Origin of the sequence: Kitasatospora sp. NPDC088779 (assembly GCF_040685395.1) — a bacterium.
In the GTDB taxonomy this organism is placed as follows: domain Bacteria; phylum Actinomycetota; class Actinomycetes; order Streptomycetales; family Streptomycetaceae; genus Kitasatospora.
This window is the reverse complement of record NZ_JBFBHW010000033.1, coordinates 1-26547: the sequence shown is the minus strand read 5'-3', so window position 1 is coordinate 26547 and position 26547 is coordinate 1. Positions and strand designations below refer to the sequence as shown.

Sequence of the window (26547 nt, the reverse complement as noted above, 5' to 3'; positions counted from 1 at the left end):
CCACCACCGCGGGCCACCGCCCATCGCCACCGCCCATCGCCACCACCCATCACCACTCACCACTCACCACTCACCACCGCCGAGAACCACCGCGAACCGGCGGACACCGCCGGGCGCCGGGGACGGTCGCTAAGGATGCGTCAAGAACGGCGCCCGGCGGCGTCAAGGAGCCGTCAGGGGGCGGCTTCCCGCAGGTGGCGCGGCACTAGCGTCGCCCGGCGGAGAGAAACGGTTCTGCTCCGGTTTCAGCAGGAAACCCCGGCGGACCGTGCAGCGGGGGAGAGGAACGTGCGGCCATGACCACCTCGGCAGCGGGCACGACGGCCACCACGGGGGAGGCGGCCCCGGGGACGGAAACCGGTCCGGCGGGGGAACCGGCCCCAGCCGGACCAACGGCCAGGACAACGGCCACAACAACGGCCCGGACATCGGCCCGGACAGCGACTCGGACAACGGCCGCCCCGAGCGCCCTGGCCCGGCTCCGGCACGGCGCACGGACGGTCGGCGGCCGCGCCTACTGGACCACTCCGCGCCTGGTCCGAGGCCTCACTACGCTCAGCCTGGCCGCCCTGATAGGCCTCGGCGCGGCCGCCACCACCGTCCTCGGCGGGGCCCGCGACGGCACCGACACCATCGGCCACCGGGCCGCCCCGCAGGCCACCCGCGCCGCCGACCTCTACTTCGCGCTCAGCGACATGGACGCCCAGGCCGCCAACCTGCTGCTGGTCGGCGCCGACCCCGACTACACGGCGCTGCGCAAGCAGACCCTCGACACCTACGAGCAGCGCCGTGCGCAGGCCGACGGCGACCTCCAGCAGGCCGCCCAGGCCGCCGCCGCCGACCCGGCCGGCCAGAGCGCCGTCCAGCAGGTGCTCGGCCGGCTCGGCAGCTACGAGGCCCTGGTGGCCCGCGCCCAGCTGCTGGAGGAGCAGGCCAAGGCCCCGGCCGGCCAGCCCTCGCCCGCCGCCCTGGACGCCTACCGCCAGGCCACCGACCTGCTGCGCCAGCAACTGCTGCCCGCCGCCGACCAGGTCACCGCCGCCAACGAGGCCACCGTCGAGCAGGTCTACACCGAGCGCCGCGACGCCCTCGGCAGCGGCTGGTGGTGGCTGCTCGCGGTCGGCCTGCTCGCACTCGCCGCGCTGCTCGGGCTCCAGCGCGTCCTGGCGGTGCGCTACCACCGCGTCGTCAACCCGGCGCTGGCCGCAGTCACGCTGCTCACCGGCGTCGTGCTGGCGATCGGCCTGCACCTGGTCAGCCGCGCCGACGACCACCTGGTGACCGCCAAGAGCAACGCCTACGACTCGGTGATCGCGCTCAGCCGCGCCCGTGCCGTCGCCTTCGACCTGAACGCCGACGAGAGCCGCTACCTCACCGATTTGTCCCGCGCGGCCGCCTACGAGCAGAGCTTCCTCGACAAGACCCAGGCGATCGCCCGCCTGGACGGCGCCACCCTCGCCGACTACAACGCCCAACTGGCGGCCGCCGCCGCCCGGCACCGCGCCGACCACGCGGCCGTCCCCTTCGGCGGCTACCTCGGCACCGAACTGCACAACATCACCTTCCCCGGCGAGCAGGACGCCGCAGAGCGGGTGCTGGCCGCCTTCCAGCAGTACCAGCAGGACGACCGGAAGATCCGCGCGCTGCGCGACGAGGGCCGGCTCAAGGAGGCGGTGACGCTCAACACCGGTCTCTCCCAGGGGCAGTCCAACTACGACTTCGACCAGCTGAGCACGGCCATCGGGGACACCATCGCGGTCAACGCCATGGCGATGGACTCGGCGGTCGCCGCGACCGACGACGACCTCGACGCCAGCACGGCGGCCCTGGCCGCGGGGGCGCTGGCGGCGGCGCTCGCCCTCACCGCGCTGGGTGTCCGGCCGCGCCTGCGCGAGTACCGGTAGCCGCCGGCACCGACCCGCGGCGGGGCCCGGTAGCGACGCACACCGCCACCGGGCCCCGCCGCGGGGCAGCCGGTCATGCCCCGGGCGGGCGTCGGCGGAGCCCCGGCGGGCTCCGGTGCCCCGGTCTCAGCCGGCGGCGAGCCGGTCGTACTCGGCGTCCGGGTCCAGCTGGCGCCGGTACTCGGCGTGCAGCCGGACGTCGCCCTCCGGCCCGGCCAGACGGGCGAGCGGGCCCCGGACGCCCGGGAGCGGCCGGGCGCGCGGCCACTGCTGGGCGAGTACGGCGAGCGGGGTGCCGTCGCCGGAGCGCAGGATCCAGCTGGCGCGGCCGCCGCCGATCAGGGGCAGGTACGGCCGGGGGAGTCCGAGGGCGGCGAGCGCCTCCGGCAGGTCGAGGCCGTCGGGTAGGGCGAGCGCCGCGGCGTGCGGGGCGTCGGCGTCGTCGCCGGCCGCGACGCTGTCCCGGGTGAGGTGGATGCGCATGGCCGGACAGCATAGGGCGCGCCGACGGGCCCGCGCGCCCGTGCACCGGTGTGCCGGTTTGACAAACACCCTTGCCGTCCCGGCGAATGGCAGGCATGGCCGACGAAGACTTCGAGAACGTCCTCACCACAGTGGGCCCCCGGCTGCGCGCCCTGCGACGCGAGCGCGGCACCACCCTCGCCAAACTGGCCGCCGCCACCGGGATCTCGCTCAGCACGCTGTCCCGGCTGGAGTCCGGGCAGCGCAAGCCGACCCTGGAACTGCTGCTGCCGCTGGCCCGGGAGTACCGGGTGCCGCTGGACGAACTGGTCGGCGCCCCGGCCACCGGTGACCCCCGGGTCCATCCCCGCCCGGTGACCAGGAACGGCCAGACCATCATCCCGCTCACCCGCCACCTCGGCGGTCTGCACGCCTTCAAGCAGATCATGCCGCCCGGCCGGGGCACCGAGCCCGAGTTGGAGCTGAAGGTGCACGAGGGCCACGAGTGGCTGTACGTCCTGTCCGGCCGGCTGCGGCTGGTGCTCGGTTCGCACGACCTGGTGCTGACGGCCGGTGAGGCCGCCGAGTTCGACACCCGGACCCCGCACGCCTTCGGCAACGCCGGGCCGCAGCCGGTGGAGTTCCTCAGTCTGTTCGGTCCTCAGGGTGAGCGGATCCATGTCAGGGCGCGCCCGGGAACCTCCGTTCGGTAGGTTCGTTCCCTGACAGCGGGGGTTTTCCGTTCCGGTCTCCCGCCAGGCCGTCGGGAGGGGCCGAGAAGATGAGTGTCCAGCAGAGCACGGAGTCCGGCGAGAGCGGTGGAACCGGGGAGCGCGGTGCGGTGGGTGCGCCCGAAGTCCCGGGCGCGGCGGGGGCCTTCGGGGCCTCCGGCGGCGGATCCGGCCGGGCCGGCGGTGGTTCCGGCGGCGGCGACGGCAGCGGCGGCAGCGGTCCGACCGGTGGGGCCGACGGGACCGGCGGTGTGGAGCCGGACGCCAAGAGCGGGCGGAAGAAGCGCCCGTTCTGGCAGGAGCTCCCGATTCTGCTGGTGATCGCCCTGCTGCTCTCGCTCGGCATCAAGACCTTCTTCGTCCAGGCCTTCTCGATCCCCTCCGGTTCGATGGAGCAGACCCTGGCGATCGGCGACCGGGTGCTGGTCGACAAGTTGACGCCGTGGTTCGGTGCCGAGCCCGAGCGTGGCGAGGTGGTGGTCTTCCGTGATCCGGGCGGCTGGCTGGAGAGCGTGCCGACGCACGCGGACGGCTCGGTCATGAGCTCGGTCCAGAAGGTGCTGAGCACCGTCGGCCTGATGCCTTCGGCGGACGAGAAGGACCTGATCAAGCGGGTGATCGCGGTCGGCGGGGACACCGTCGAGTGCAAGGCGGGAAGCCCGCTGAAGGTGAACGGCGTCGCGCTGGACGAGCCGTACCTGTTCCCCGGCTCGGCGCCCTGCGACCAGGACCCGGTGGGCACCGTCACCGTCCCCAAGGGCAAGCTCTGGGTGATGGGCGACCACCGCAACAACTCGCGGGACTCCCGCCCGCACCACAACGAGACCGGTGACGGCTTCGTGCCGGTGGGGAACGTGATCGGCCGGGCGTTCGTCGTCGCGTGGCCGCTCACGGACTGGTCCACCCTGCCCGTCCCGGACACCTTCGGCAAGGTGCCGGCGGGCGCGGCCGCGCCGGTGCAGGCGCCGTCGGCGCCGGACGCGCTCGGGCTGGCCGCCGTCGTGCCGTTCGCCCTGTGGCGCCGCCGCCGTAGCGCGCGCCGGAGCCGCCACTGAGCCGGGTGAGGGCTTCGGCGGAACTCCTCCCGTCCTTCTCTACACGCCTGTAGAGTTTCCGGGGTGAGCTGCACGCCTGGTCGCGTGGCCGCCCGACCGGGGAGGCCGCGCGCCGGGGTCGGGTCGGGAGGCGGAACCGTGGTGGAGAGTCGGCGCAGTCCTGTGGCCGTCGGGGAACCGGCGGACCCGGACGTCCAGTGGGTGTACCAGCCGGTCGAGGTGGACCTCGGCGACGGCGCCTGGGCGTCCGGGCGGATCAGCGGCTGGTGGCAGGACTCCGCCGGGCAGCGGTGGTGCCGGTTGCGGGTGAGTCGCAGCGGGCGGCCGGCGGGCTGGGAGCGGTTCGATCCGGCGCGGGTCCTGCTGCTGCCGGTCGCCGGGCTCTGAAGAGACGTCGGCCGGTTTCGACGAGACCGGTTCCGATCGGACCGGAACCGGCCTGATCGGTACCGGCATGATCGGAACCGGACCGGTGGGCCCGGACGTCCCTCGGTGCGGCGATCACGAGGCGTTGTCCATAAGAGATTCACAAAATATGACGGCATGTGCGATTCTGTGCAGCGCCCCCGTGACCCGCCCCATCCGTGTCGGCACCTTGGGGGGCCCGGGGACTGCCGACATGCCACTTCATCGACCGGGGACGACGTGAGTTCCGAGATCTACTTCAGCAGCAACTACCGCGACCTGTGCGAGCAGCACGGCACCGGCGCGGGCTTCCAGTTCGAGTTCTCCTGCTACCGCTGCTCCGACACCTGGCGCTCGTCGTTCGAGGCGTTCACCACCGGTCAGGTGGCGGGCTGGATCGGCAAGGGCGTCAGCGCCGCCTGGAACCTCATCGGCGGCAACGCCAACACCATCAGCAACGCCGCCGACGGCCTGGCCGGCCACACCTGGGGCAACGCGCGCGACGCCGCCTTCCAGCGCGCGATCACCAACGCCCAGGTGCACTTCAACCGCTGCGCCCGCTGCACCCACTACGTCTGCGGCCGCTGCTTCGACCCGGGCCAGGGCCTGTGCCACAACTGCGCCCCGGACACGGCGGCCGAGGCGATGGCGGCGCAGCGGCGCGGCCTCAACGACATGGTGTCCGACCGCTCCTACCAGCAGGGCCAGCAGTCCGGCGCCGAGTTCGACGTGCGGACGCCGCGCCAGCTCGTCTGCCCGCAGTGCTCGGCGGAGACGCACGGCACGCCGTTCTGCCCGGGCTGCGGCCACCGGCTCGCCCAGCCGACCCAGTGCGGCCAGTGCCACCAGGACATCCCGGAGGGCGCCGCGTTCTGCCCGTCCTGCGGCACCAGGCGCTGACCCCGCAGGCCTCGTAGACCTCGCAGGCCCAGCACGCCCCGCGCACCTCGCGACGGCGGGGCGCCTCCGGATCGGGATCCGCAGGCGCCCCGCCGTCGTCGTGCGTCCCGTCCGGGTCAGCCGTACGACACGTTGGCGCACGGGTCGTCGTCGGCCGACCGGGCGGCGTTGGCGACGCTGCTGGGCACCGGGGCCGGAGCGGCCGGGGCGCCGGCCGACGCGGAGGCGGCCGGGTCGGCGGCACCGGCCGGATTGGCGGCGGCGAAGTCGTGACCGAGCACCACGCTGACACCCTTGCCGCCGGCCTGGACGGTGGCACCCGGGAACAGCTTCGCGACCGCGTCGGCCGCGGCGCGCTCGCCCGCGCCGTACTCGACGACCGTGGTGGAGCGCGGCTTGCCGGTCGCGTTGCCGACGCTGGTCACGGTGTAGCCGGCGCCCTTGACAGCCTCCGCGGCCTTGCCGCCGAGCCCGGTCGCGCCGGTGCCGTTGAGCACGGCGACCTTCACGTCGGCGGGCTTGGCCTCGCCGCCCTTGGCGTCCGGCACGGGGGTGGTGGCGGTGGGGCTGGGGGTGGCCTCGGCGGCGGGGGTACCCGGCGCGGTGGAGTCCGCGGCGGTGGCGCTGGCGTCCTGGCCGTCCAGGGTGCGGTCGGCCTTGAGCGCGGCCCAGAGCTGGTCCGCGTCGGGGTGGACGAGGGCGACTCGCGGGCCCTCGTAACGCCACGGCGCCGTCACGAACTTGACGTCGTGCAGGTTGACGTCCTTGAGCGACATGGCGAAGGAGAGGAGCTTGGCCGCCGAGCCGAGGTCGGGGTCGACGGTGAGCGACTTGGTCGCGGCGTCGGCGAGCGGCAGCAGGGTGGTCGGGTCCATGCCGCGGGACTTGACCTCCTTGATGAGCGAGGAGAGGAAGGCCTGCTGACGCTTGGTGCGGCCGATGTCGGAGCCGTCGCCGATGCCGTGCCGCACTCGGACGAAGTCGAGCGCGGACTGGCCCTCCACCTTCTGCTTGCCCTTGGGGAAGACCAGCTTGCCCTTCTTGCCCAGGTTCGGGTTGAGATCCCCCTCGTGGATGTCGTTCGGCAGGCAGACCTCGACGCCGCCGACCGCCTTTGTCATCGAGGCGAAGCCGTTGAAGTCCACCACGATGGTGTGGTCGACCCGCAGGTTGGTGAGCTTCTCGACGGCGTTCTGGGTGCAGGCCGGGTTGCCCTGGTCGCTGTCGCCCACCGAGAAGGCGCTGTTGAACATCACATTGGTCTGCTCCTTGGTCCACTTGCCGTTCGGGAGCTTGCACGGCGGGATGGTGACCAGGGAGTCGCGGGGGATGGAGATGCCGACGGCGTGCTTGTGGTCGGCGTAGACGTGCAGCAGGATCGCGGTGTCCGAGCGGGCGCCGCCGTCCCCGCCGCCGCCCAGGTCGCTGTTGCCGTTGCCGCGGCTGTCCGAGCCGATCAGCAGGACGTTGACCGGGGTACGGCCCTGGGCGTCCGGGGCCGCGGCGGCCGGCCGGTCCTTGCTGAGGGCATCGCCGTCGAAGGTGGTGAGGTTGCTGTTCAGGCGGTAGTAGACGGCGCAGCCGCCGAGGACGAGGAGGGCGGTGCAGCCGGCCGTCACCCAGAGCACCTTCTCCTTGGTGCTGCGCTTGGCCTTCGGCTTCGCCCGGCTCGTGCGGCCCGCCTGGCCGGCCCCGCCTGCCTGGCCGGCCCCGCCCGCCTGACCGGTCCTGCGTGCCTGACCGGTCCGGCCGGCCTGGCCGCCGTCCGCCGGGCGGCCCTCCGCGGTGCGGCCGTCGGGTATGCGGCCCTCCGGCGAGCCGCCGGTTGCCCGGCGCGGCGATTTTCCGGCTCCGGGGGAACCCCTGCGACCAGACACGTCGTCATCCTCCACAGTTGCCACGAAACCCCCGTCGAACCGGCGGGCGTGCGTGACCGGGGCCGGAGCCGATCCGGGCAGGCCCGTCGCTAAACTTTTACACCGCTGTAGAAACTCAGTGGAGCATACTAGGCGCAGATGAGAAAACCACCTGGTCAGACCAGCGGATCCGGTCGGCCAGGCTCCTCCGCGCTGCTCAGAACCCGTACGAGGAGCACGATGACTCACCGGATCGCATGTTCGATAGCCGGCGCCCTGGTGGCACTGCTGGCCGCCGTCGGCCTCACCGCCGCGGCGTCGAGCGCGACGGCGACGGCCGCACCCCGGCCCGTCGCGGCCGCCGCCACCACCGTTTCCGTCACCGGCTCCGGCCCGGCCGCCCCGGCGGCGGGCCCGGCCGTCTCCGTCAGCACCCGGAGCGGTCAGACCGCGCCGGCCGCCCACCTCGCGGCCAAGGACGAGAAGAAGAAGTCGGGCTTCTTCGCCAAGCTCGGCAAGTTCCTGATCGTCGTGGTCATCCTGATCATCCTGTTCTTCGTGCTGCTGATCGTCGGCATCGTCTACGCCGCGAAGCGGATCTTCGGCCGCCGCAAGTGAGCCGCGGTGGCCCGCCCCGGCGCCGCAGCGGCACCGGGGCGGGCCACCCGGGCGCGATTGGCCCTGGGCGCGGCGTGCGACCGGCCCGACGATGGGCGGCATGAGCGACTACCTCGGCCACCGGGCCCCCGACGGACAGCAGGCTTCTGGCGGACAGCAGACCCCCGACGGACACCGGGCTCCGGACGGACACTGGGCCCCCGGCGCGCTGCGCCCCGAGAGCCGGATCGTCCACCCGCCTCTCGCGGACATCACCGGCAGCCGCCCGATGGGCGTGCCACTGCACCAGAGCCACCTCTTCGCCTTCGACACCAGCGACGCGCTCACCCAGGCCTTCAGCGGCCCGGGCGGGGCCTTCTTCTACAACCGCTACGGCAACCCGACCGTCCGCTCGCTGGAGACGGCGGTGGCCGACCTCGAAGGCGGCGCCGGTGCGATCGCCACCGCCTCCGGCATGGGCGCGATCAACACCGTCCTGCTCGCCCTGCTGCGCTCCGGCGACCACGTGATCGCCCAGCGAAGCCTGTACGGCGGTACCTTCGCCGTGCTCGCCGACCTCGCCGAGCGCTGGGGGGTGGAGGTCACCCACGTCGGGGGCGACGACCCGGCCGAGGTCGAGGCGGCCCTGCGGCCCACCACCCGGCTGCTGCACCTGGAGACCATCTCCAACCCCACCACCAGGGTCACCGACCTGCCCGGGCTGATCGGCGTCGCCAAGCGGGCCGGGGTGGTCAGCGTCGTGGACAACACCTTCGCGACGCCGCTGCTCTGCCGGCCGATCGAGTACGGCGCGGACGTCGTCATCCACTCGGCCACCAAGTACCTCGGCGGCCACTCGGACGTCCTGGCCGGCGTCGCCGTTCTCGCGGACGCCGAACTGCACCGCAAGGTCTGGCACTACGCCATCGAACTCGGCGCCGCCGTCGACCCGTTCGCCGCCTGGCTGACCCTGCGCGGCCTCCAGACCCTCGCCCTGCGGGTCCGCCGGCACTGTGAGAGCGCCCTCGACCTGGCCGGTCGCCTCGCCGCCCACCCCGCGGTCGGGGCCGTCCACTACCCGGGCCTGCCCGGGCACCCCGACCACGACCTCGCCCGCCGGCTCCTGCCCGACGGCCACGGCGGCGTCCTGGCCTTCGACCTCGTCGGCGGCCGCGAGGCGGCTCGCACCTTCACCGAGTCCGTCCGCCTGGCCGCCCTCGCCCCCTCCCTCGGCGGCGTGCACACCCTCGTGCTCCACCCGGCCAGCACCTCCCACCGCCAGCTCGACGACGCCGAGTTGGCCGCCGCCGGGATCGGCCCGGGGACGGTGCGGGTGTCGGTGGGCATCGAGCACCCCGAGGACCTGTGGGCGGACGTGGAGGGTGCGCTGGCGAAGGTGTGACGGCCGCCCGACCGGCGCCGCCGGGCTGTCGACCGGTTGCGTGCGCGTGCACCTAAATGTATGGTGCGTGCGCACGCACACACTTTTCCCCGGAGAAGCCGGGGAGATCCGAGGAGAGACTTCCATGGACACCGACGCCGCCCCGATCGTCCTCATCACCGGCACCTCCTCCGGGATCGGCCTCGCCGCCGCCGTGGCCGCCGCCCGCGCCGGGTACGGCGTCGTCGCCACCATGCGCGACACCGGACGGGCCGAGGCCCTGTGGCGCGCCGCCGCCGAGGCGGGCGTCGACGGGCGGATCGAGGTCGAGCAGCTGGACGTCACCGATCCGGCCTCCGTTACCGCCTGCCTGGAGGCCGTCCTCGCCCGGCACGGCCGGCTCGACGCGGTGGTCAACAACGCGGGCGCCGGCCACGTCGGCACGATCGAGCAGGACGGGACGGCGCCGGTGCGGGCCGCCATGGAGGTGAACTTCTTCGGTGTGGTCGAGGTCACCCGGGCCGCACTGCCGCACCTGCGGGCCTCCGGCGGCCGGGTCGTCACCGTGACCAGCGTCGGTGGTGTGGTCGGACAGCCCTTCAACGAGGCGTACTGCGCCGCCAAGTTCGCCGTCGAGGGCTTCATGGAGTCGCTGGCGCCGGTCGCCGCCACCGTCGGCGTGCACGTCACCGTCGTCGAACCGGGCGCCGTCGCCAGCGAGTTCATCGGCAACCAGGCCATCGACCTCCCCGCGCTGACCGCCGCGGCCGGCCCGTACGCCCCCGCCCTGCGGGCCTATGTCGACCGCACGCAGAAGGCCTTCGCCCAGGCCCAGACCCCGGAGCAGGCGGCCGCCCCGATCGTCGCGGCCCTCACCGCCGAGCGGCCGCCGCTGCGGGTGCAGACCTCCGAGGCGGCCCGGGCCTTCGCCGGCACCAAGCTGGCCGACCTGGACGGCTCGGCGGTGCGGCGGATGACGGGCGGCTGGGTGGTCTGACGAGTCCGGCCCGGGTCTGACACGCCCGACGGGCCCGACAGGTCCGACAGGTCCGACGGGCCTGGTGGTCCTGACGGGCCCGAGGATCGCGCTGGGGGCGGCTCGGGGCGGCGCGGGGCCGGCAGCCGGGGTGGGAACGGAATGATCACCGGTCATACTTGGGCGGCGGCACCCGACACCGGACGCCGCGGGCCGTGCCGGCACCACCCGGCGCAGCCCGCCCGCCAGCCTTCCCGCCCAGACCGGAGGAACCGATGAGCAGCCACCTGCCGACCCACCGCCCGGCGGCCGGGGCCCCGGCAGTGCCGTGGAACCGGCAGCGGCTGCGCAGCAACAACGAATGGCTGCTGCTCGAACTGCTGCGCACCGGCGGCGGCTCCTCGCGCGCCCAACTCGCCCGGGACACCGGCCTGTCCAAGCCCACCGTGTCCGCCGCCCTGGCCGCCCTGGAGCAGGCCGGGCTGGTCCGCGAGGCCGGTCGGCTGGCCCCCGAGCGCGGCCGCACCGCGGTGCTGTACGAGGTCGACCCGGCCGCCGGGCACGTGCTCGGCGTGGACATCGGGCGGGCCAGGCTGCGGGTCGCCGTCGCGGACCTCGCCGGGACGGTCGTCGCCCGCCGCGACGTGGCCAACCGGGGCCGCTCGGCGAACGCCGTCGCCGACGCCGTGGTCGCCGCCGCCCACGAGGCCATCGACGAGGCGGGCCTGGCCGCCGACGACATCGTGCACGCGGTGATCGGCACCCCGGGCGTGTGGGACGAGCAGCGGCGCGGCGTGCGCTACGCCACCAGCCTGCCCGGCTGGGGCCGGCCCGGTCTGTTCGACCGGATCGGGGAGGGCCTGGGCGTGGCCGTCACCGTCGCCAACGACGCCAACCTGGCCGCGCTCGGCGAGTACACCCTCGGCGCCGGCCGGGGCAGCCGGATGTTCGCCTACCTGCTGGTCGGCACCGGCCTGGGCGTCGGCGTGGTCAAGGACGGCGAACTGCTGCTCGGCGCACACGGCGCGCTGGGCGAGATCGGTCTGGTGCCGCTGCCCGCCCGCCCCGGTGAGCCTCCGGCGACCATCGAGCAGGAGGCCGCCGCGGACGCCGTGGTGCGCACCGCCCAGGACCTCGGGCTGGGCGGCGCGCCCACGGCCAAGCAGGTCTTCGAACGGGCCCGGGCCGGCGACCCGGCGGCGGTCCGGGCCGTAGGCCATGAGGCCGGCCAACTCGCCTACGCCGTCGCCGTGTTGTCCGCCGTACTGGACCCGGACCTGGTGGTCCTCGGCGGCGGCATAGGCAACAGCGCGGACCTGCTCCTGGAACCGCTGGAGCAGGCCCTGCACCGGATCGCCCCGATGCGTCCGACGCTCGCGCCGAGCCTGCTGGGGGAGGAGGCGGTCCTCCTCGGCGCGGTCGCCACCGCCCTGGAGACCGCGCGCCCCGAGGTGTTCGAGCGCCGGACGGCGGGGCTGCCTTAGGTCCTGTCCTCACGGCGGCCCGTGGCTCGGTGGGCGGTTCGGCCGATGGCTCGCCCGGGTGCGCGGCTGCTCAGCCGGTCAGCCGCTCAGCCGGTGGCCAGGGTGAGGCCGTAGGCGCTCAGGATCGGGTTGACGGGCTGGAAGTAGGTCTCGCCGCCCGAGGTGCAGTCGCCGGAGCCGCCGGAGGTGACGCCCTGCGCCTGGTTGCCGGAGATGAACGACCCGCCCGAGTCGCCGGGTTCGGCGCACACGCTGGTGCGGGTGACGCCGTAGACGCTGCCCTCCTGGTAGGTGACGGTGGCGTTGACCTCCTCGACGGTGCCGCAGTGCCAGCCCGTCGTGGAGCCGGAGCGGCAGACCGAGGACCCGACGGGCTGCTCGGTCGAGCCGGCGACCGTCACCGCGCCGCCCGCGTAGTCGTTCACCTGCGGCTGCGCCGTCCAGCCCGGGCCGGCCTGCACCCAGGAGTAGTCGTTGCCGGGGAAGGTCGAGCCCTGGAAGGTGCCGATCGAACTGCCGTCGGAGGCCGTCGCGTTGGAACCGGGCTGCCCGCAGTGGCCGGCGCTGACGAAGCCGGGCCGGCCGTTCTGGGTGACGGGGAATCCGATCGAACACCGGGCGGCGTTGTCGATGTAGTACGCGTCGCCGCCGTGCAGGTCGGCCAGCGGCCGGGGCGTGGCGGTGGCCCGCTCGACCCGGACCAGCGCGCGGTCCACCCCGGAGCGACGCAGGAAGTCCTCGGTCCGGGCGGCGTCGGAGGACCGGACCACGACGGCGTTGGTGCGGACGTCCACGGACCAGAACGGCGTGGCGGTGGGTGTGGCGGCCCGGGCCGCCCGGTCGAGCGCGGCCTTCGCCCGGTCGAGGGCGGCCAGGGCGTTGCGGACGACGGTGGCCCGGCCGCCGTGCGCGGTGATCGTCCGGGCGACGGAGGCGTCCGTGGTGGCGACCACCAGGGCGGCGTCCGGCCCCTCGACCCAGGCCCCGGCCCAGCGGGAGCCCAGGGCGGCGGCGAGCGCGGTCCGAACCCGGGCGGCCCGGCTCTCCCCGGCCAGCCGGTCGGCGGCGGCTTGCGGGGAGAGTCCGAGGTCGCGCTGGAGCGCGGGGAGCAGCGCGGACGGGGCCGGGGCGGTCCGGGCCGCGGGGGAAGCGAGGGCGGCGACTGTGGACGGGTCGTCAGCGGGCGCGCTGACGGCGGGGGCGGCGGTCAGGGCGACGCCCGCGAGCGCGGTGGCGACCGCGAGCACACGGATGCGGAGCATGGGGGATCTCCTCGTTCGGCGTGGGGGTTGCCGGAACGGTAGCGATCCGCTGGCCATGTCAGGAACATGCCGAATTCCCCTGCGCTCCGGCGCTATACCCCTGTTGGGGCGGTCGGCGGTTCGGCACAGCGTGACGGCGGACCGGAGGGCGGCGACGCTCGGTAGCCGGCAGATCTCGATCTGCCAACGAGTGGGAGATCCGTGCGCGGATCGTGTGCGAGCTCTGCTTGAATCGCACACCTCATCCAAACGGAACGGAGCGTTCTCCACCCATGCCTTCACGCATACGCGGGCGTCGGTGCGCCGGCCTGGCCGGCTTCGCCGGACTCGTCCTCACCGTCGGTCTGGCGCTGACCGGTTGCGACCCGTCGGCCGCCGACGGCGGAGCCAAGGCCTCGCCCCCGGTGACCGCCCCGGCGGGCGCCACCACCCAGTCGACCCCGCCGGCCGCACCGCCTGCGGCGCCGCCCGCCGCGTCCCCGGCCGGCACGCCGCCGTCGGCGTCGGACCCCGCGCCGAGCACGCCGACCGCCCCCGCAGCGGCGGCCCCCAGCACCCACGCGCCGTCGCCCACCCCGAAGGCGCCGCAGCCGAAGACCACCACGGCCCAGCCGCCGACCGCCCCGGAGCCGCAGCACACCGCGGCGGCCGGCGGTGCGGAGTGCGAGCTCCGCTCGAACGCGGGGAACTGCTACGCGGCCGGGCAGTTCTGCCGCAACGCCGATCTCGGCAAGAGCACCCATGACGCCAACGGGGGAATGATCTACTGCCGGATGGTCAGCGGCAAGCCGCACTGGCAGGCCTGAGCGAGGCCGATCGGGTGCGGGGGATGAACGCCTCGGCCCCCCCGCGCCCGGTCGGCCCGTCGGCGTGACCCGGGAGACCCCGGACCCTAGTCGAGCTGTCCGAGAGTGTCCCAGAACAGGTGCTCGTACGCCTGGAGCAGTCGGCCGTACTCGCGGGCCACGGCCAGGGTCGGCCCGTCCAGCGGATCCGGCCCGAGGGCGTCGGCGGCCTGCTGTTCGAGCGCGGGAGCTGGCTGGGCGAAGAAGTACCCCAGTGACCACCCCCACCCGCGCCCCCTGGATACCCGGAGGCGGCAGCGCCCTGGGGTGGGGTCTGCGTAACCCCTGCCCGGTCGGCGTCGGGCCCGCCGGAACCGACCGGGTGCAGTGGTGGGTGGTCTGGTGCCTTCAGTGCGGTGACCGGTACGCCGGGCGCCCCGCCCAGGCCGGCGACACCCACGCCCACCGCGACGACGCCCGCCACGCCGCCCGCCTCCATGCCGACGACCACGAAGCCGACTTCCGCCGGGTCGTCGCCGCCGAGCGCACCCGGGAGGCCCGCGAGCAGTCCGGGTGGACCAGCAGGGTGTACAGCCTCGTCGCGGCGGCCAGCCTGCACCCCAGCGAAGGCGGCGTGTGGTGGGACGGCACCGGCTACCGCCTCGTCCCCGCCGGGGCCCGGCTCGACGCCAAGGGCCGCCGGGTACGGCGGAAGGTGGTCGAGCTGGTCATCGCCGCCGGCTTCCTCCAGCAGGAGGAGAACGGCGACGTCGTCGCCACAGCGGACGGCCGCGCCATGCTCACCATCTGGCGGCACCACCGCACCGACCTCGCCGAGCCCTGGCCAGCCCGCCACGAACCCCAGGCCCTACCCCCGCTGCCCGGCGGCCACGAAGCCGCCCGCCGCCGGGAAGCCGCCCGCCAGCGCCTCGCGGAGCTGGAACGCCAGGCCGCCCAGAGCCGCGCCGAGTTCCTGCGGCGTCGCGAGGAGGCAGAGCAGCAGCACCAGGCCGAGCGCGCCGCCGAACGCCAGCGCCGCGCCGACGAGCAGGCCGAGCGCGAGCGCGCCCAGCGGTCCCGCACCGGAGCAGACATCGGCCTCACGTGGTCCGCGGTGGCCGCCGGCCGCTGGAGCGTCACCGGGGCCGGCCACGACCGCCGCCTGGACGCCACCCTCAACACCACTGACTTCGCGGCGGAGATGTACAAGATCCGGGAGAACGGCTACTTCATCTCCCGCCACCCCTACGAGCACCAGGCCGACGCTGCCGTCCGGCAGCTGCTCGCCGACGGCGTCGAGATCGGGGAGCGGACACCTGAGCCCACCCCCGCCTCGCCCACCCAACGGGCCGTCGACACCCCCGCCGGCCGATGGCACCAGGCCCCACCCCCACCCACCCGAACGGAAGGCACCACCCCTGAGCATTCACCCCGACAACGTCCTGGCCGAGGGCCGATGGAATCCGCGGTGCTTCGAACTCGACTACGAGGGCCGCAGAGGCCACTACCGGGTCGTACGGGGCCTCGGCGAACAGATCGGCACCGTGGAGAAGCACGGAGGCGTCTGGATGCCCAAGGACGCATCCGGGGCGTGGGTGGCAGCCGCCGCCGGCCGACGGGGCTACCTCACCCGCCGGGTCGCGGCCATCGAGCTGTCCATCGCCGTCCCGCTCCCGCCGCCGGAGGAAGAGGAGAAGTATCGGGTGGGGCCAGGGCCCACCCTCTCTCACCCGAACGGAAGGACGTGACCATGCTCGAACAGGGGGAATCCGCCCCTTCTCTGTGTCACATGATCGGGCGAAGCATGGAGTCATAGCGGGGCGAGTCTGGGTAGGGCTGCATCGTGCCCATCCAGGTGTAGCCCCATCGTTCGTAGAGTGCTCGGACCTTCGGGTGGTCCTCCTCGACCAAGAGGTGGGAGCGATCCTCCGGCCTGTGCGACAGCAGTTCCTCGTGCAAGGTGCGTGCAACGCCCGTGCCACGCCACTCCTTACGGACCATCACCTCGCACAAGGCAAAAGTCCTGTTATCGGTCTCCTCCAGCAGGTCGGCTGGCACCGGAGTGATCAGTCCGCCCCACCGGTACGCCGCCGTGCGTCCAAAACCGTAGGCGTACCCGACCACCGAGCCATCGACCTCTCCTAGCGCGCAGCCCCAGCGCGGCCCGGCAGCATGGCGGTGAAGGCGTTCGGTGAAGCGTTCGACACGGAAGAACGGATCAGAGGCTGCCTCCTCCGCGTACACCTCGGCGTACACCTCGATCAGTTGCCCCTCGATGACGGGCAAGTCGTCGGCGGTGTAGTAGCTGACGGTCAGGGTGGCGGCCACGCGGGTGCTCCTCACAAGGTGATCAGGACGTCGTAGCGTTCCACGAAGGACTTCGTCGTCGGTAGACCGAGGTCGGCCACCTTTCCTCGGAACTTGCCGAGACGCGTGGCCCAACGGGGGCAGTTCACTGAGGGATAGAGGGCGAGGGCCCCATCCGCCATGTCGATCGCCCGCTCCGGTTCGTCAGCGGCAAGGTAGCACTCGGCAAGGTGCACGCTCTTCGCGAACCTGTTACGCCTGAAGGCAGGGTCCAACAACCGCATGCCCTGCTCCTCCTGGTCGGCCGCCTTGTCGGCCTGACCCAGGTCCATGTGTGCCATGGCCGCAGCGCCAAGTAGCTCACCCGGGCCGACAAAGGCCAGCCACGCTGGCGGCGTCGTGCCGGTGGCCCTGTCCAGCGAAGTCTCGGCCCGTGCGAGAGCGCCTGCGCACCGGGTGCTCTCTCCGGAAGCCGCGTAACCGAGGGCGAGCCGGCCATGCAGCAGGGCGCTGAGGCGGTGGTTGCGGCTGTTACGCGTGGCATCCAGGGCCGCTCGGGCGATGGTGATGGTCTCCGTCGCCCGGCCAAGCTCCCAGCTCTGGCGGGACATGTAGGCCCAGATGCGGGCCTGGAGCATGCGGTCGCCGGCCAACAGGGAGGCGCGCAACCCAGAGTCAAAATTCTGGCCCGCGCGGCTCTGGTCGCCAGTGTCGAAGGCGAACCATCCCGCGCTGGCATGTAGCTCGCCGATCACCTGGTAGAGCGCTGCTTCCACTCGGGGCCCGTAGACGCACCGGCCCATGGCGTCCTCGATCTGTTTGACGGCCTCTTCGGCGATGTCGGCGAGCTGCTCACCCCCGTAGGCGTCGTCCACGGCATGGAGTTCGTCGATGCTCCCCCGGATGCGCTCGACATCGGCCATCCCTATGCGCCCCGAGGTCGGCAGAGGTGCGAATGCAAAACCGATGAGGTTCCCAGTGGCGGCGATCATGAACTGACGACGGAGCACGTGATTCTCCTGAGGCTCGGCGGGCGTCTCTCCCAGCAGCGTAGATCGGGGCTGGACGGCCGCAAGCTGGCGGGCCCTCGCACCCGAAAGAGTGAACCCGAGCTGATCCGCAGGCAGGTCGAAAACATCCGTGAGTGCCACAAGGTAGTGCATCTGCGGTAGTCCCGTCTCGCCAGAGAGCCACCGCCGCACGTGTCGGTCCGTTGCACTCCCCGGCTGACCGAAACGCCGCTCCTCAGCGGCGTTAACGGCTCGCGCCAGGTCACTCGCGGACAACGTGTTCGTGAGCATGAGACCCCGAAGGACTTGGTTCGGGCGGGCGGCTGCCATAGGGGCTCCTCGGTCCGGTGAGGCGACGCTACCCCCCGGCACCCCGCCGTCAACCCTCAGAAATGTCCGGGGGCCGTGAAGACGACCACGCTGGAACGTCCTATCCGAAGTTGTGTGACCGACGGTTGACTGAATGTCAGCGGCCGACAGGCGAAGTGAGGACATTGGGGCCTCATGAACCCTGCGGCAGCTCGATCACACACCGACGCTGCCGGTCTTCGGCAGCTACTCAGAAGGGACGCCTTGATGAGCGACGGCAACAACAACCACGGTGACGACAGCGGCAACCAGCACGGGAACGACAACGAGAACGGCGGCGACGAGTAGCACGCCATCACCGTCTAGCCCTCGGGTAGCTCCTGGCCGGCACTCGCGTACCGGCCAGGAGGCAGCCCGATGCGGTCTCCGTGCACGCAGGCCGGGACTCCCTCCCGGTTGTACCGGAAGCCGTCGGCCGGGTTGAACGGGTACTCCCCGCTGGGGCGTTCGAGCACGTCGAACGCCCCAGCGGGGAGCCGAAGGCTTGGACAGATCCAGCAGGCGTCGTGGTCGTCGTCGTTGATGAACGGCTCGGCGGACATGAACGCAAAGTAACCCCCCACCGCCACGGCGAAGGAGGACAGACCGATGGCGAGACGCAACCCCAAGCGTGAGTACCGCGAGGTCGACGTGGGTCGGAGCAAGAGTGAGTCGAACCGACTTCCCCCCGGCTGGAGCCCGCTGGACGACTACAGGACGGCCAACGCCGCCAGCCGCCCCCTGTCCGGGGCTGGCGAGCTTCAGATCGCCGCCGTGCGGTCCTGGTGCACCTGCCCCGCCTGCGTCGCCCGCAGGAACGCCGCATGAGCACCGATGGAGAGGCGCAACTGTGAAAGTCAGTGTGATCCAGGGCGACCCGGTCCGGCACCGCAAAGACGGATGGACGGGCACCGTCGCGGAGACCCCGAGCAGGCTCGCCAACCACGCCTGGGTGAACCGGGACAGCTCCAGCGACCCCTACCCGGAGATGGTCCTGCTGGTGGACTTGGAGGCCGCGGATTGAACACGCTGCCGCCCTCCTGGCCTCCGGGCGAGGGGCGCGTCGTGGACCGGCCCGACGGCTACCGCGAGGGGACCTGCTGGGCCTGCTCCCGGGAGACGCTGGTCTGCGCGGGCACCTCGCTCCAGGCCCCCGGTGACCCCCGTAGCACCTGCCACCTGATCTGTAGCGACTGCATCAGCCGCGCCCGGACGCCCCACCGCCGTGCCGCGCTGCGGGCCGCGCTCGACAAGCGCCCGGCGTAGGTCCCGTGTCGAGCCGCCCGGAGGAGAACGCCGAGGACGACGGACAGGCGGTGGCCGACCTGCCTGCCCTACCCGAGGCAGCCGACGAGTCCGAAAAGTCGGCAGCCCTTGTGCCTGCCGAGTCGGACAGCATGCGCCTCCTTCGGGAGCGCACACGGGAGTTGTAGCACCGCCACGCCACGTGGCACTGGATCTTCGAGTGAGGAACACCATGGCTGACACCTCTGCGGGCCCGCCGCTCGCGCACACGTCCTGTCCCCCGGCGAGGCAGGACGCGGCCGACCTGCCCACCCCGCGCGAGGCCGCCCCGGCCCCCCGACTGCGCACGGTCTTCCGGTTCACGGACTGGACGCTGAGCCAGGCTGCCGACGAGCCCGACATGCCGCCGGCCCTGCACCAGTTCCGGTGCCGTGCGGAGGACGAGGACGGCACCGTGTGCGGGGCCGAGGGCCCCGAGTTGCAGTCGTTCAACCTCGCCCAGAGCTGGCCGTTCGTCCACGTCAAGGAGGACCCGGAGCACCGGTCCTACGAACACCTGGCGCGGGTGCCGTGGACGATCGGTCCGAAAGTCGAGCCCGGCACGGTGATCTCGTGATGGGGTACGTCCTGATCCTCGCCGCCATGGTCCTGCTGGTCGTCGGTGGTCTCGACTTCGACAGGGAGGAACGGGAGCCGGGCTGCCTGTGGTGGGTACGCGTGCTGCCCCACCGCACGATCGAGATCCGGCGACGCGGACGCTTCGGCCTGGACGTCGGGATCTACGACCAGCGCTAGCCACGCCGAACAGCCGTCGAACCCCAAGTAGCACCCACGGACCCCCGTCCCGGCCACCCTGGGGAAGAACGGCCGGGACGGGCCAGTAAGACGCACGACGGGCCAGGGGGCATCAGTCCCCGGCCTGACCGACCGAGAAGGGAACACCTGTATGCCCAGCTTTGGCGACAGCGGCAAGCACGGCGGCGGCTCCGGCCCCGGCACCGGGGGCGGCCAGCAGGACGACAGCAACAGCGGCAACAAGCACGGCGGCGGCTCGGACGAGGGCGGCAACAGCAGTGACGGCCAGCGCCCGGCGGGCGGCAAGTAGCCAGTGAGCGCCAAGCACGAAGCGGAGGCCGGTCGGACCCGGCTGGCCTCCGCGCTCATCGACAACGGGTCTCTCACCTCGGACTGGCTGGGACCGTACAACGCCGTGCCCCGCCACCAGTTCATCCCCGACACCATCTGGCCGGGCCAGGCCGACGGGGTCTGCCAGGGCCAGGCCGTCCACCGCTACACCGACCCGGCGCGGTGGTGGCACGCGGTCTACTCCGACGTCCCGCTCACCACGCAGTGGGACGACGGAACCCACGAGGGCGACGAACGGGGAACCATGCCCACGTCGTCCAACTCCATGCCCACGATGGTGTTCTCCATGCTCTCCGCGCTCAACGTGGAGGACGGGAACCGGGTGATGGAGATCGGCACCGGCACCGGATGGAACTCCGCCCTGCTGTCCCAGCGCCTCGGGTCCGGCAGCGTCGTCACCATCGAGGTGGACGAGGCCAACGCCGCCGCCGCCCAACGCCGCCTCGCGCGGGCCGGGTACTTCCCGACGTCCGTGGTCGGCGACGGAGCCGATGGCCATCCGGACGGCGCGCCGTTCGATCGCGTCATCGCCACCTGTTCCGTCGGACGGATCCCACACGCCTGGGTATCCCAGACCGGGCCCGGCGGGGTGATCGTCGCCCCGTGGGGGCCCCAGTACGGCGGGGAAGCCGTGGTACGGCTCACCGTCGGCGACGACGGGACGGCCAGCGGCCACTTCGTCGGGTCCTCGGCGTTCATGCGCCTGCGCCAGCAGCGAACGCCTCGCCCGAGCAGCCTGGAGTACCTGTCCGGGCCGTGGCCGGCCGACGGAGCGAAGTCCCAGACCGACCTGTCACCGCAGGAGTTGGGCGACTGGCTGGCCATGTTCGCCGTCGGCGTGCAAGTGCCCGAAGCGTTCCCGCTCACCGAGCGGTACGACGACGGCACGTACACGCTGTGGCTGCACGACACGGCCGTCACCTCGTGGGCCACCGCCGACTGGGAACCGGGCCGCACCGCCTACGAGGTCGTCCAGTCCGGCCCCCGCAACCTGTGGGACGAGGTGGAGGCCGCCTACCGCTGGTGGGACGACCAGGGCCGCCCCGGCTTCGACCGCTTCGGCCTCACCGTCACCCCCGACGGCCACACCGTGTGGTTGGACAGCCCCGACAACCCCGTCCCCACTCGGGACTGACACCTCGCACCCCCGCCGCCCTCAACCCCCAGCGGCGGGCCCACCCCCGCCCTGCGGCTGCCCCCGCTGCCGCAGGGCGGAGGACTCTCCACCCTCCTCAGGAGTAGCCATGTGGGCCACCACCGAACAAGACCGGCAGGCCATGCTCAGGGCACTCGTGATCGCCGCGCTGCCGGCCATCGCCCTCCGGTACGCCTCCGGCGTCGGCGTCAGAAGGCTCGCGACGGTTTACGGGTGCGATTCCAACTGGCTCCAGGCCCAGATGATCAAGGCCGGGTACCGCGTCCAGCCGCTTGAGGAAGCAACCGGTCTGCGCCCCGCCCCCTGGCCGTGGATGCCTATCAGCATGCCAGGGCGGAAGACGATGCCCTGATTGGGCGCCCCGCTCAAACCGGAGCCTCCAAGCTCACGCGACGAGCGCGTAGCTGGTGAGCTGTGCGTGTTTCCGCAGGCCAGGGGTTAAGTCTACGTCTGTATACTTACTCCAGGCCGCGAAGTTGGCGACCAGCGGGGCGGCCGCGGCGGCGGGCTCGCCGTTCAGTGCGAGCCAGGCGAGGTAGGCCGGGTAGGCCTGGCAGCCGGCCAGTGGTGGCCGGGCGGCGAGTTCGTCCGGGCCGAGGCCGCAGGCGGCGGCGAGGCCGGGCAGGGTGTGCAGCGCGGCGCTCTCGCCCTCGGCGAGGGTGGCGAACCAGGCGCTCACCGGAAGGTCGGCGCTGCGGGTGGCGAGCAGCAGCAGGCTGCGCCGGTCGGAGGCGATGATCCGGTGCTGCTGGGCGGCGAGTTCGGCCAGGGCCGGGCGGGGCGCCATGCCGTCGGCGAGCGCCGTGACGAGTGCCGGGGCGGCGTCGCCGGGCGCCAACTCGGCGCGCAGGTCGCGGATCTGGTCGAGGATCGGGTGGTTCACCGGTGCCTCCGTGGTGCGGTTCGGTCCCGGTGCCATTCCTACCGCCTGGCGGGGCCCGGTCGGTGGCGACAGGCCGGGGCGGGCCCCGGGTTGCTCCCGGCCCCGCGGGTGCGGGGCCGGGAGCGGGCGGTGCGGTCGGTGGCTCAGGACCCGGCGCAGGCGCTGGTCACGTCGCCGGCGGCGTCGGTGATCGCCCCGATGTCGGGCATCTTGCCCTTGGAGACGTTGTCCTGGGCGCTGGAGACGGCCTTGTTCAGCTTGTCGGTGGCCTTGTCGAGCTTGTCCCCGCTGTTGTGGTCGCGGAGCTTCTTGATGTCGTCGCCGACCTTCTTCAGGGCGTCGGAGGTGTGTTTGCGGCGATCCTGGTCGGTGAGTTGGCCGACGTTGATGGCCGATGAGGCGAGGTCCTGGATGTCGCCGGTGATGCTGACGGCCTGTTTGCCGCAGTCGAGTGCCTGGTCGACGTCCTTGCATGCGCTGAGCAGTGGAGCGGTGGCGAGCAGCGCGAGTGCGGCGGCGGCCAGTCGGTACGGTTTCCTTGTCATGTCTGTATCCCTCCCGCCGGCAACAACGCCTGATCGCCCGCTCGTGGTTCCGCCCGATCGGGTGAATCATGGGTGAACCTTTACTGTCGGCCAGGAAAGGGAGTTGATGGAACATCAGATTCCGGACTCGACTTCGCCGACTTCACGTCAGGGGTGCTGCCCATGACGTGAAGTCGGCCGGGACTGCTACCGGTTGGCCGGTCCGGAGAGGTCGCGCACCAGTCCGGCGAGGGTCGGGGTGTCGACCCCGTGTGCGGCGGCGGCCCGCAGGACGGCGCCGCCGATGGCGTCCAGTTCGATCGGACGGCCTGCCTCCACGTCGCGCTGCATCGAGGACTTCATCGACCCGGGCACCCGGTCGAAGGCGGCGAGCAGTGCCTGTGCGTCCGCCGGGGCGCCCGCCGCGCCGGAGACGGCCGCGATCTCGTCGAGGACGGTGAGCAGTTCGGACCGGTGCTCGGTGCGTACGACGCCGACCTCGCTGCGGTGGCGGGTGGTGAGCAGCGCGAACGGGGCGAGGAAGGAGAGCTTGCTCCAGAGCATCGCGGTCTCGTCCTCGCGAAGCGTGACATCGAGGCCGGTGCGCCGCAGCTGCTCGGCCAAGTCCGCTGCCGTTCCGGCCAGTTCGAGCACGGTGAAGGGGCTGGTGTGCTCGATCCGCCCGGGCGCGGTCCGAGTGGCCTCGACCCGGATCGTGCCGGCCGCGACCTGCCCGGCCGGGTAGCGCTCGCGCAGCGCCGCGACGTGGTCGAGTCCGTTGAGCAGCGGCACCACGACGGCGGAGCCGAGGGCCTGCGGCGGCATCCGGTCGAGTGCGTCGGCCAGCGCCGTCTCCTTGACGGTCACGAACGCGGCGTCGACCGGCTCGCGCAGTTCGGTGGCGGCTTCGACCCGGGCGGTGAACTCGCCGAACTGCCCGCTGCGGACGTGCAGTCCGTCCCGGTTGAGGACGGCGGTGGTCTCCTCGCCGGCCAGGCAGATCACCCGGTGCCCGGCGCGCGCGAGCAGTCCGCCGATCAGGCCGCCGACGCCGCCCGGCCCGAGGACGGCGATGGTCAAGGGGGTGGTCGCGGAGGTGGACGCGGGGGTGGTGGTCATGTCGACTCCTGGTGAAGGGGTGAGGGGTGGGCTTCCGGGGAGGAGAGGGAGACGAGGCCGAAGGTGAACGGCGGTTCGTGGCGCGGCTTCCGCCCGCCGGGGTCCAGCGCACGGGGGTGTTTCGGCTGAGGCGCAGCGTGTCGTACCGGACGTTGCCGTGGGCGGGATCGGGGACGGGCAGGCCCCCGGCGCGCAGCGCCTCGACCACCTCGTGGGCCGGCCGGCCGAAGACGTCGACGCCGTGGAGGCCGACCGGGCAGGCGGCCGCACCCTCCAGCGGTTCCACCGGGCGGCGCGAGAGGAAGACGGCCCGGAGGCGCTCGCCCGAGCCCGAGCAGAGGGTGACGCCGACCCCGGGCAGGGTGAAGTGCAGCGCCCAGCTGGAGCCGCAGACGAAGATGGGGCGCACACCGCCCGGGAGCGCCTCGTGGTGCGGGGCCAGCAGGCGGCGGACCGTCGCCTCGGTGAGGCCGAAGCGCAGTCCGGGCAGCGGCGCGGGCAGGCGGACGCCGTGGCCGGGCAGCAGGTCGATGGTCACCCGTTCATGATCCCTCGTCGGATGGGCGGCGCGGGGCCCGGGGGCGGGCGAGGCTCAGCTCGCGGGCGTACCGAGGCGGTGGCCCGAACCGCGTCCTGCCGTCGGGCGTCGCGGTCGGTGAGCGGCGGCACCGACTCGCCGGGCGGGAGGGGGCGGCGGGCCCAGCGCCCACCGTGCCGGTCAGCCGGCCGTCAGACCGTTCAGCGCGTCGGTGACCTGACGGGCGAGGGCGGGCGGCAGTGCGGCGTAGCCCAGCTGCGTCGCGGCCGGCTGGCCGGCGGCGCTCACCGCGTGGGAGAGCAGACCGGCCAGTGCCTGGGTCGGGCGGTTGCCGCGGTTGTCCGGTGCGTTGGTGTCGCAGAACACCGCGTAGCCGACCTGGACGAGCGGGTACGCGCCGGAGCCGGGGTTCGCGTAGTCGACGTCGACCGTCAGGCCGGCGCCCGTGCCGGTGACCTTGGCGCCGACCAGGGCGGCGGTGGCGGCCTCGGTGGTGGCGGCCACCGGGCCGGAGCCGGCGGACAGTTTTGCGGTCCGCAGCCCGTCGGCGTCCTTGAGCGGGAGGAAGGCGATCGCGCCGGACTTGCCGGTCACCGTCTGGCGGACGGCGCCGAGATCGCCGACCGCCAGACCGCCCGTCGCCTGGGCGGGCCAGGAGCGGGCGGCCGTCGGGTACGGCCAGGCGGCGGACGCGGCCTTGGCGAGGTAGCGGGTGAAGCCGAGCGTGATCGGCGATTCGGCCGACGGGTGGACCGCGGTGATGGCCGAGTCGGGCAGCACCCGGCCGGGGTTGAGCGTCGCGATCGCGGGATCCCGCCAGCTGGTGATCTGGCCGTTGAAGATCCGGGCCACCGTCGGGGCGTCCAGTACCAGCGAGTCGAGCCCGGGGACGTTGTAGACGACCGCGATCGGCAGGGCGGCGAGCGGGAGTTGGGCGGGCCGGGCGGCCGTGCACCGCTTGCCGAGGCCGTCACCCTCGTCGCCCAGGGGCGCGTCGTCGAGGGTGACGGCGTCGACCTGGCCGGCGACGAACTGCTGGTCGGCGGTGCCGCCCAGGTCGGCGGTGGCCACGTTCGCGGTGGGGCACGCCTGGTGGTAGTCGGCCGTCCAACGGCTCATGACGGTCTTCAACGGCCCGTCTCCGCCCACGACGGCGCGGGCCGAGGGGCAGTCGGGCGGGCCGGACCGGCCTGTCTGACCGGGAGTGGACGGAGCCGAGGCGGCCGGGGGCAGGGCACCGGCACCGCCGCTGTCCTTCTCCTGCTGCCGCAGCAGGACGGCCGCGCCGCCGGCCGCGGCCAGCGCGACGGCGACCGCGACGACGAGCGCGGCCGTCCGGCGGCGTGGCCTGGGGACGACGGGGTCGGTCGGCGCCGGTATGACGGCGGGCCCGGCGGGCGGGGGGAGGGCGGGTGCGAGGGGTGCCGAGCGGACGTCCGGCTCGGTCGGTACGGGCGGCACGGCGGGCCGCTCCCACACGGTCGCGGGCCGGGTGTCGGGCGCGGCCGGGGGAGGCTCCACGCCCGCGACGGACCACGTCAGCAACGTCTCCAGGGTGGGCCGTCGGGTCGGCTCCTTGGCGAGGCAGGCCGCGACCATGGGGAGCAGCTCCGCCGCCAGCCCGGCGAGGTCCGGCTCCTCGTAGACGACCCGGAAGCCCACCGCGTGCGAGGAGTCCGCGCCGAACGGACCGCGCCCGGTGCCCGCGAAGGCCAGCACCGAACCGAGCGCGAACACGTCGGTGGCCGGGCTGGTGTCGCCGCGCCGGAACTGCTCCGGCGCCATGAACGGCGGTGTGCCGACGGCGACGCCGGTGCTGGTGAGCTGGGTGCCGTCCAGGGCGCGGGCGATGCCGAAGTCGATCACGCGGGGGCCGTCCTCCGCGAGCAGGACGTTGCCGGGCTTGAGGTCCCGGTGCACCAGCCCGGCGCGATGGATGTCCCGCAGCGCCTCCGCGAGGCCCGTCGCCAGCCGCCGTACCTCCGGCGGGCTCAACGGGCCCTGCCGGGCGACCCGTTCGGCCAGCGAAGGGCCCGGGACGTACAGGGTGGCCAGCCAAGGCGACGGGGCGTCGGGGTCCGCGTCGACGACGGGTGCGGTGAACGCCCCGCTCACCCGGCGGGCGGCCTCGACCTCGTGTCGGAACCGGGCCCGGAACTCTTCGTCCCCGGCGAGCTCGGGGCGGATCACCTTGAGTGCCACCTGCCGCCCGGACAGCGACCGCGCGCGGTACACGACGCCCATCCCGCCCGCGCCGATCCGGCCCTCCAGCCGGTACCCGCCGATCTCGCGCGGATCGTTCTCCAGCAAGGTCACGTGACCCCCGTCCTCAGACACCCGTCCCCCGTCCCCCGGTCAAACGGGAGCCAGCCTAGTACCAATGCCGGTGACTTTAGGTTGCTCCTGGCTGGGTGATGGTGACTGTCGCCGGTTCTGGTTGCGGCCAGTTGCGGTGTTGGGAGCGTTTGAGGGG

30 protein-coding genes are annotated in these 26547 nt (G+C 73.3%); 20 read left to right on the top strand and 10 right to left on the bottom strand.

The window, feature by feature from the left end:
• Positions 1 to 296: 296 nt before the first annotated feature.
• A complete protein-coding gene (locus tag AB0P03_RS26975; RefSeq protein WP_363631321.1) occupies positions 297 to 1904 on the top strand; it encodes a hypothetical protein in 1608 nt (535 codons plus the stop codon).
• 126 nt (positions 1905 to 2030) lie between these two features.
• Here AB0P03_RS26975 and AB0P03_RS26970 read toward each other — a convergent pair whose 3' ends face one another.
• The gene (locus tag AB0P03_RS26970) at positions 2031 to 2387 is read right to left on the bottom strand and encodes a hypothetical protein (RefSeq protein ID WP_363631319.1); all 357 of its coding nucleotides are present in this window, start codon (positions 2385 to 2387) and stop codon (positions 2031 to 2033) included.
• A 95-nt stretch (positions 2388 to 2482) separates the two neighbouring features.
• Here AB0P03_RS26970 and AB0P03_RS26965 point away from each other — a divergent pair, with 95 nt between their 5' ends.
• From AB0P03_RS26965 to AB0P03_RS26950, 4 genes are all read left to right on the top strand, one after another.
• A complete protein-coding gene (locus tag AB0P03_RS26965; RefSeq protein ID WP_063350727.1) occupies positions 2483 to 3079 on the top strand; it encodes a helix-turn-helix transcriptional regulator in 597 nt (198 codons plus the stop codon).
• Between the two features lie 68 nt (positions 3080 to 3147).
• Complete coding sequence (gene lepB, locus AB0P03_RS26960; RefSeq protein WP_363631318.1) at positions 3148 to 4152, top strand: signal peptidase I; 1005 nt, start codon at positions 3148 to 3150, stop codon at positions 4150 to 4152.
• Positions 4153 to 4290: 138 nt separating this feature from the next.
• Entirely contained in the window at positions 4291 to 4539 is a 249-nt protein-coding gene (locus tag AB0P03_RS26955; protein ID WP_363631316.1) for a hypothetical protein, read from the top strand.
• 258 nt (positions 4540 to 4797) lie between these two features.
• Positions 4798 to 5457 (top strand): zinc ribbon domain-containing protein, encoded by a 660-nt coding sequence (locus AB0P03_RS26950; protein ID WP_363582685.1) that lies wholly within the window; start codon positions 4798 to 4800, stop codon positions 5455 to 5457.
• A 116-nt stretch (positions 5458 to 5573) separates the two neighbouring features.
• Here the strand turns inward: AB0P03_RS26950 and AB0P03_RS26945 are convergent, their stop codons facing one another.
• Positions 5574 to 7085, bottom strand: coding sequence for an LCP family protein (locus tag AB0P03_RS26945; RefSeq protein WP_363631371.1), 1512 nt, complete (start codon positions 7083 to 7085; stop codon positions 5574 to 5576).
• 468 nt (positions 7086 to 7553) lie between these two features.
• Here AB0P03_RS26945 and AB0P03_RS26940 point away from each other — a divergent pair, with 468 nt between their 5' ends.
• The 4 genes from AB0P03_RS26940 to AB0P03_RS26925 all read left to right on the top strand — a co-directional run bounded on the left by AB0P03_RS26940 (position 7554) and on the right by AB0P03_RS26925 (position 11751).
• Positions 7554 to 7931, top strand: coding sequence for a hypothetical protein (locus tag AB0P03_RS26940; protein WP_363582687.1), 378 nt, complete (start codon positions 7554 to 7556; stop codon positions 7929 to 7931).
• 268 nt (positions 7932 to 8199) lie between these two features.
• Positions 8200 to 9312, top strand: a complete 1113-nt coding sequence (locus tag AB0P03_RS26935) for an aminotransferase class I/II-fold pyridoxal phosphate-dependent enzyme (protein ID WP_363582777.1) — start codon at positions 8200 to 8202, stop codon at positions 9310 to 9312.
• Between the two features lie 124 nt (positions 9313 to 9436).
• The gene (locus tag AB0P03_RS26930) at positions 9437 to 10288 is read left to right on the top strand and encodes an SDR family NAD(P)-dependent oxidoreductase (protein WP_363631314.1); all 852 of its coding nucleotides are present in this window, start codon (positions 9437 to 9439) and stop codon (positions 10286 to 10288) included.
• 254 nt (positions 10289 to 10542) lie between these two features.
• Entirely contained in the window at positions 10543 to 11751 is a 1209-nt protein-coding gene (locus AB0P03_RS26925) for an ROK family transcriptional regulator (RefSeq protein WP_363582691.1), read from the top strand.
• An 86-nt stretch (positions 11752 to 11837) separates the two neighbouring features.
• On the opposite strand, the gene AB0P03_RS26920 is transcribed toward AB0P03_RS26925, so the two are convergent.
• Positions 11838 to 13013 carry a S1 family peptidase gene (locus tag AB0P03_RS26920; RefSeq protein WP_363631313.1) on the bottom strand — a complete coding sequence of 392 codons (1176 nt, stop codon included), beginning with the start codon at positions 13011 to 13013 and terminating at the stop codon, positions 11838 to 11840.
• Positions 13014 to 13285: 272 nt separating this feature from the next.
• Between AB0P03_RS26920 and AB0P03_RS26915 the strand changes: the two genes are divergently transcribed.
• The 3 genes from AB0P03_RS26915 (at position 13286) to AB0P03_RS26905 (ending at position 15614) form a co-directional block, all read left to right on the top strand.
• Entirely contained in the window at positions 13286 to 13819 is a 534-nt protein-coding gene (locus tag AB0P03_RS26915) for a hypothetical protein (RefSeq protein ID WP_363631311.1), read from the top strand.
• A 119-nt stretch (positions 13820 to 13938) separates the two neighbouring features.
• Entirely contained in the window at positions 13939 to 14076 is a 138-nt protein-coding gene (locus tag AB0P03_RS26910; RefSeq protein WP_363631309.1) for a hypothetical protein, read from the top strand.
• Entirely contained in the window at positions 14073 to 15614 is a 1542-nt protein-coding gene (locus AB0P03_RS26905; protein ID WP_363631308.1) for a hypothetical protein, read from the top strand. The genes AB0P03_RS26910 and AB0P03_RS26905 overlap by 4 nt, the downstream gene beginning before the upstream one ends.
• Here the strand turns inward: AB0P03_RS26905 and AB0P03_RS26900 are convergent.
• From AB0P03_RS26900 to AB0P03_RS26890, 3 genes are all read right to left on the bottom strand, one after another.
• The gene (locus tag AB0P03_RS26900) at positions 15584 to 16126 is read right to left on the bottom strand and encodes a GNAT family N-acetyltransferase (protein ID WP_363631306.1); all 543 of its coding nucleotides are present in this window, start codon (positions 16124 to 16126) and stop codon (positions 15584 to 15586) included. The genes AB0P03_RS26905 and AB0P03_RS26900 overlap by 31 nt on opposite strands.
• Before the next feature lie 11 nt (positions 16127 to 16137).
• On the bottom strand, positions 16138 to 17268 hold the full coding sequence (locus tag AB0P03_RS26895; RefSeq protein WP_363631304.1) for a hypothetical protein: 1131 nt from the start codon (positions 17266 to 17268) through the stop codon (positions 16138 to 16140).
• Between the two features lie 518 nt (positions 17269 to 17786).
• Positions 17787 to 18026 (bottom strand): hypothetical protein, encoded by a 240-nt coding sequence (locus tag AB0P03_RS26890; RefSeq protein ID WP_363631302.1) that lies wholly within the window; start codon positions 18024 to 18026, stop codon positions 17787 to 17789.
• Between the two features lie 46 nt (positions 18027 to 18072).
• On the opposite strand from AB0P03_RS26890, the gene AB0P03_RS26885 reads away from it, so the two are divergent.
• The 8 genes from AB0P03_RS26885 (at position 18073) to AB0P03_RS26850 (ending at position 21362) form a co-directional block, all read left to right on the top strand.
• The gene (locus AB0P03_RS26885; protein ID WP_363631301.1) at positions 18073 to 18291 is read left to right on the top strand and encodes a hypothetical protein; all 219 of its coding nucleotides are present in this window, start codon (positions 18073 to 18075) and stop codon (positions 18289 to 18291) included.
• A gap of 22 nt (positions 18292 to 18313) precedes the next feature.
• Positions 18314 to 18487: a hypothetical protein gene (locus AB0P03_RS26880; protein ID WP_363631299.1), complete on the top strand. Its 174-nt coding sequence runs from the start codon at positions 18314 to 18316 to the stop codon at positions 18485 to 18487.
• A gap of 41 nt (positions 18488 to 18528) precedes the next feature.
• The gene (locus AB0P03_RS26875; RefSeq protein WP_363631297.1) at positions 18529 to 18729 is read left to right on the top strand and encodes a hypothetical protein; all 201 of its coding nucleotides are present in this window, start codon (positions 18529 to 18531) and stop codon (positions 18727 to 18729) included.
• A gap of 211 nt (positions 18730 to 18940) precedes the next feature.
• Complete coding sequence (locus AB0P03_RS26870) at positions 18941 to 19324, top strand: hypothetical protein (protein WP_363631296.1); 384 nt, start codon at positions 18941 to 18943, stop codon at positions 19322 to 19324.
• Positions 19321 to 19503: a hypothetical protein gene (locus tag AB0P03_RS26865; protein WP_363631294.1), complete on the top strand. Its 183-nt coding sequence runs from the start codon at positions 19321 to 19323 to the stop codon at positions 19501 to 19503. Before AB0P03_RS26870 ends, AB0P03_RS26865 begins: the two co-directional genes overlap by 4 nt.
• Before the next feature lie 151 nt (positions 19504 to 19654).
• Positions 19655 to 19813, top strand: coding sequence for a hypothetical protein (locus AB0P03_RS26860; protein WP_363631293.1), 159 nt, complete (start codon positions 19655 to 19657; stop codon positions 19811 to 19813).
• Positions 19814 to 19816: 3 nt separating this feature from the next.
• Positions 19817 to 20989 (top strand): methyltransferase domain-containing protein, encoded by a 1173-nt coding sequence (locus tag AB0P03_RS26855; protein WP_363631291.1) that lies wholly within the window; start codon positions 19817 to 19819, stop codon positions 20987 to 20989.
• Between the two features lie 109 nt (positions 20990 to 21098).
• On the top strand, positions 21099 to 21362 hold the full coding sequence (locus tag AB0P03_RS26850) for a hypothetical protein (protein ID WP_363631290.1): 264 nt from the start codon (positions 21099 to 21101) through the stop codon (positions 21360 to 21362).
• A gap of 33 nt (positions 21363 to 21395) precedes the next feature.
• Here AB0P03_RS26850 and AB0P03_RS26845 read toward each other — a convergent pair whose 3' ends face one another.
• The 4 genes from AB0P03_RS26845 to AB0P03_RS26830 all read right to left on the bottom strand — a co-directional run bounded on the left by AB0P03_RS26845 (position 21396) and on the right by AB0P03_RS26830 (position 26390).
• On the bottom strand, positions 21396 to 21893 hold the full coding sequence (locus AB0P03_RS26845) for a transcriptional regulator (protein WP_363631288.1): 498 nt from the start codon (positions 21891 to 21893) through the stop codon (positions 21396 to 21398).
• A gap of 143 nt (positions 21894 to 22036) precedes the next feature.
• On the bottom strand, positions 22037 to 22438 hold the full coding sequence (locus AB0P03_RS26840) for a hypothetical protein (protein WP_363582723.1): 402 nt from the start codon (positions 22436 to 22438) through the stop codon (positions 22037 to 22039).
• Between the two features lie 186 nt (positions 22439 to 22624).
• Complete coding sequence (locus AB0P03_RS26835) at positions 22625 to 23536, bottom strand: 2-dehydropantoate 2-reductase (protein WP_363582725.1); 912 nt, start codon at positions 23534 to 23536, stop codon at positions 22625 to 22627.
• A gap of 718 nt (positions 23537 to 24254) precedes the next feature.
• Positions 24255 to 26390, bottom strand: a complete 2136-nt coding sequence (locus AB0P03_RS26830) for a serine/threonine-protein kinase (RefSeq protein WP_363582729.1) — start codon at positions 26388 to 26390, stop codon at positions 24255 to 24257.
• Positions 26391 to 26547 lie beyond the last annotated feature (157 nt).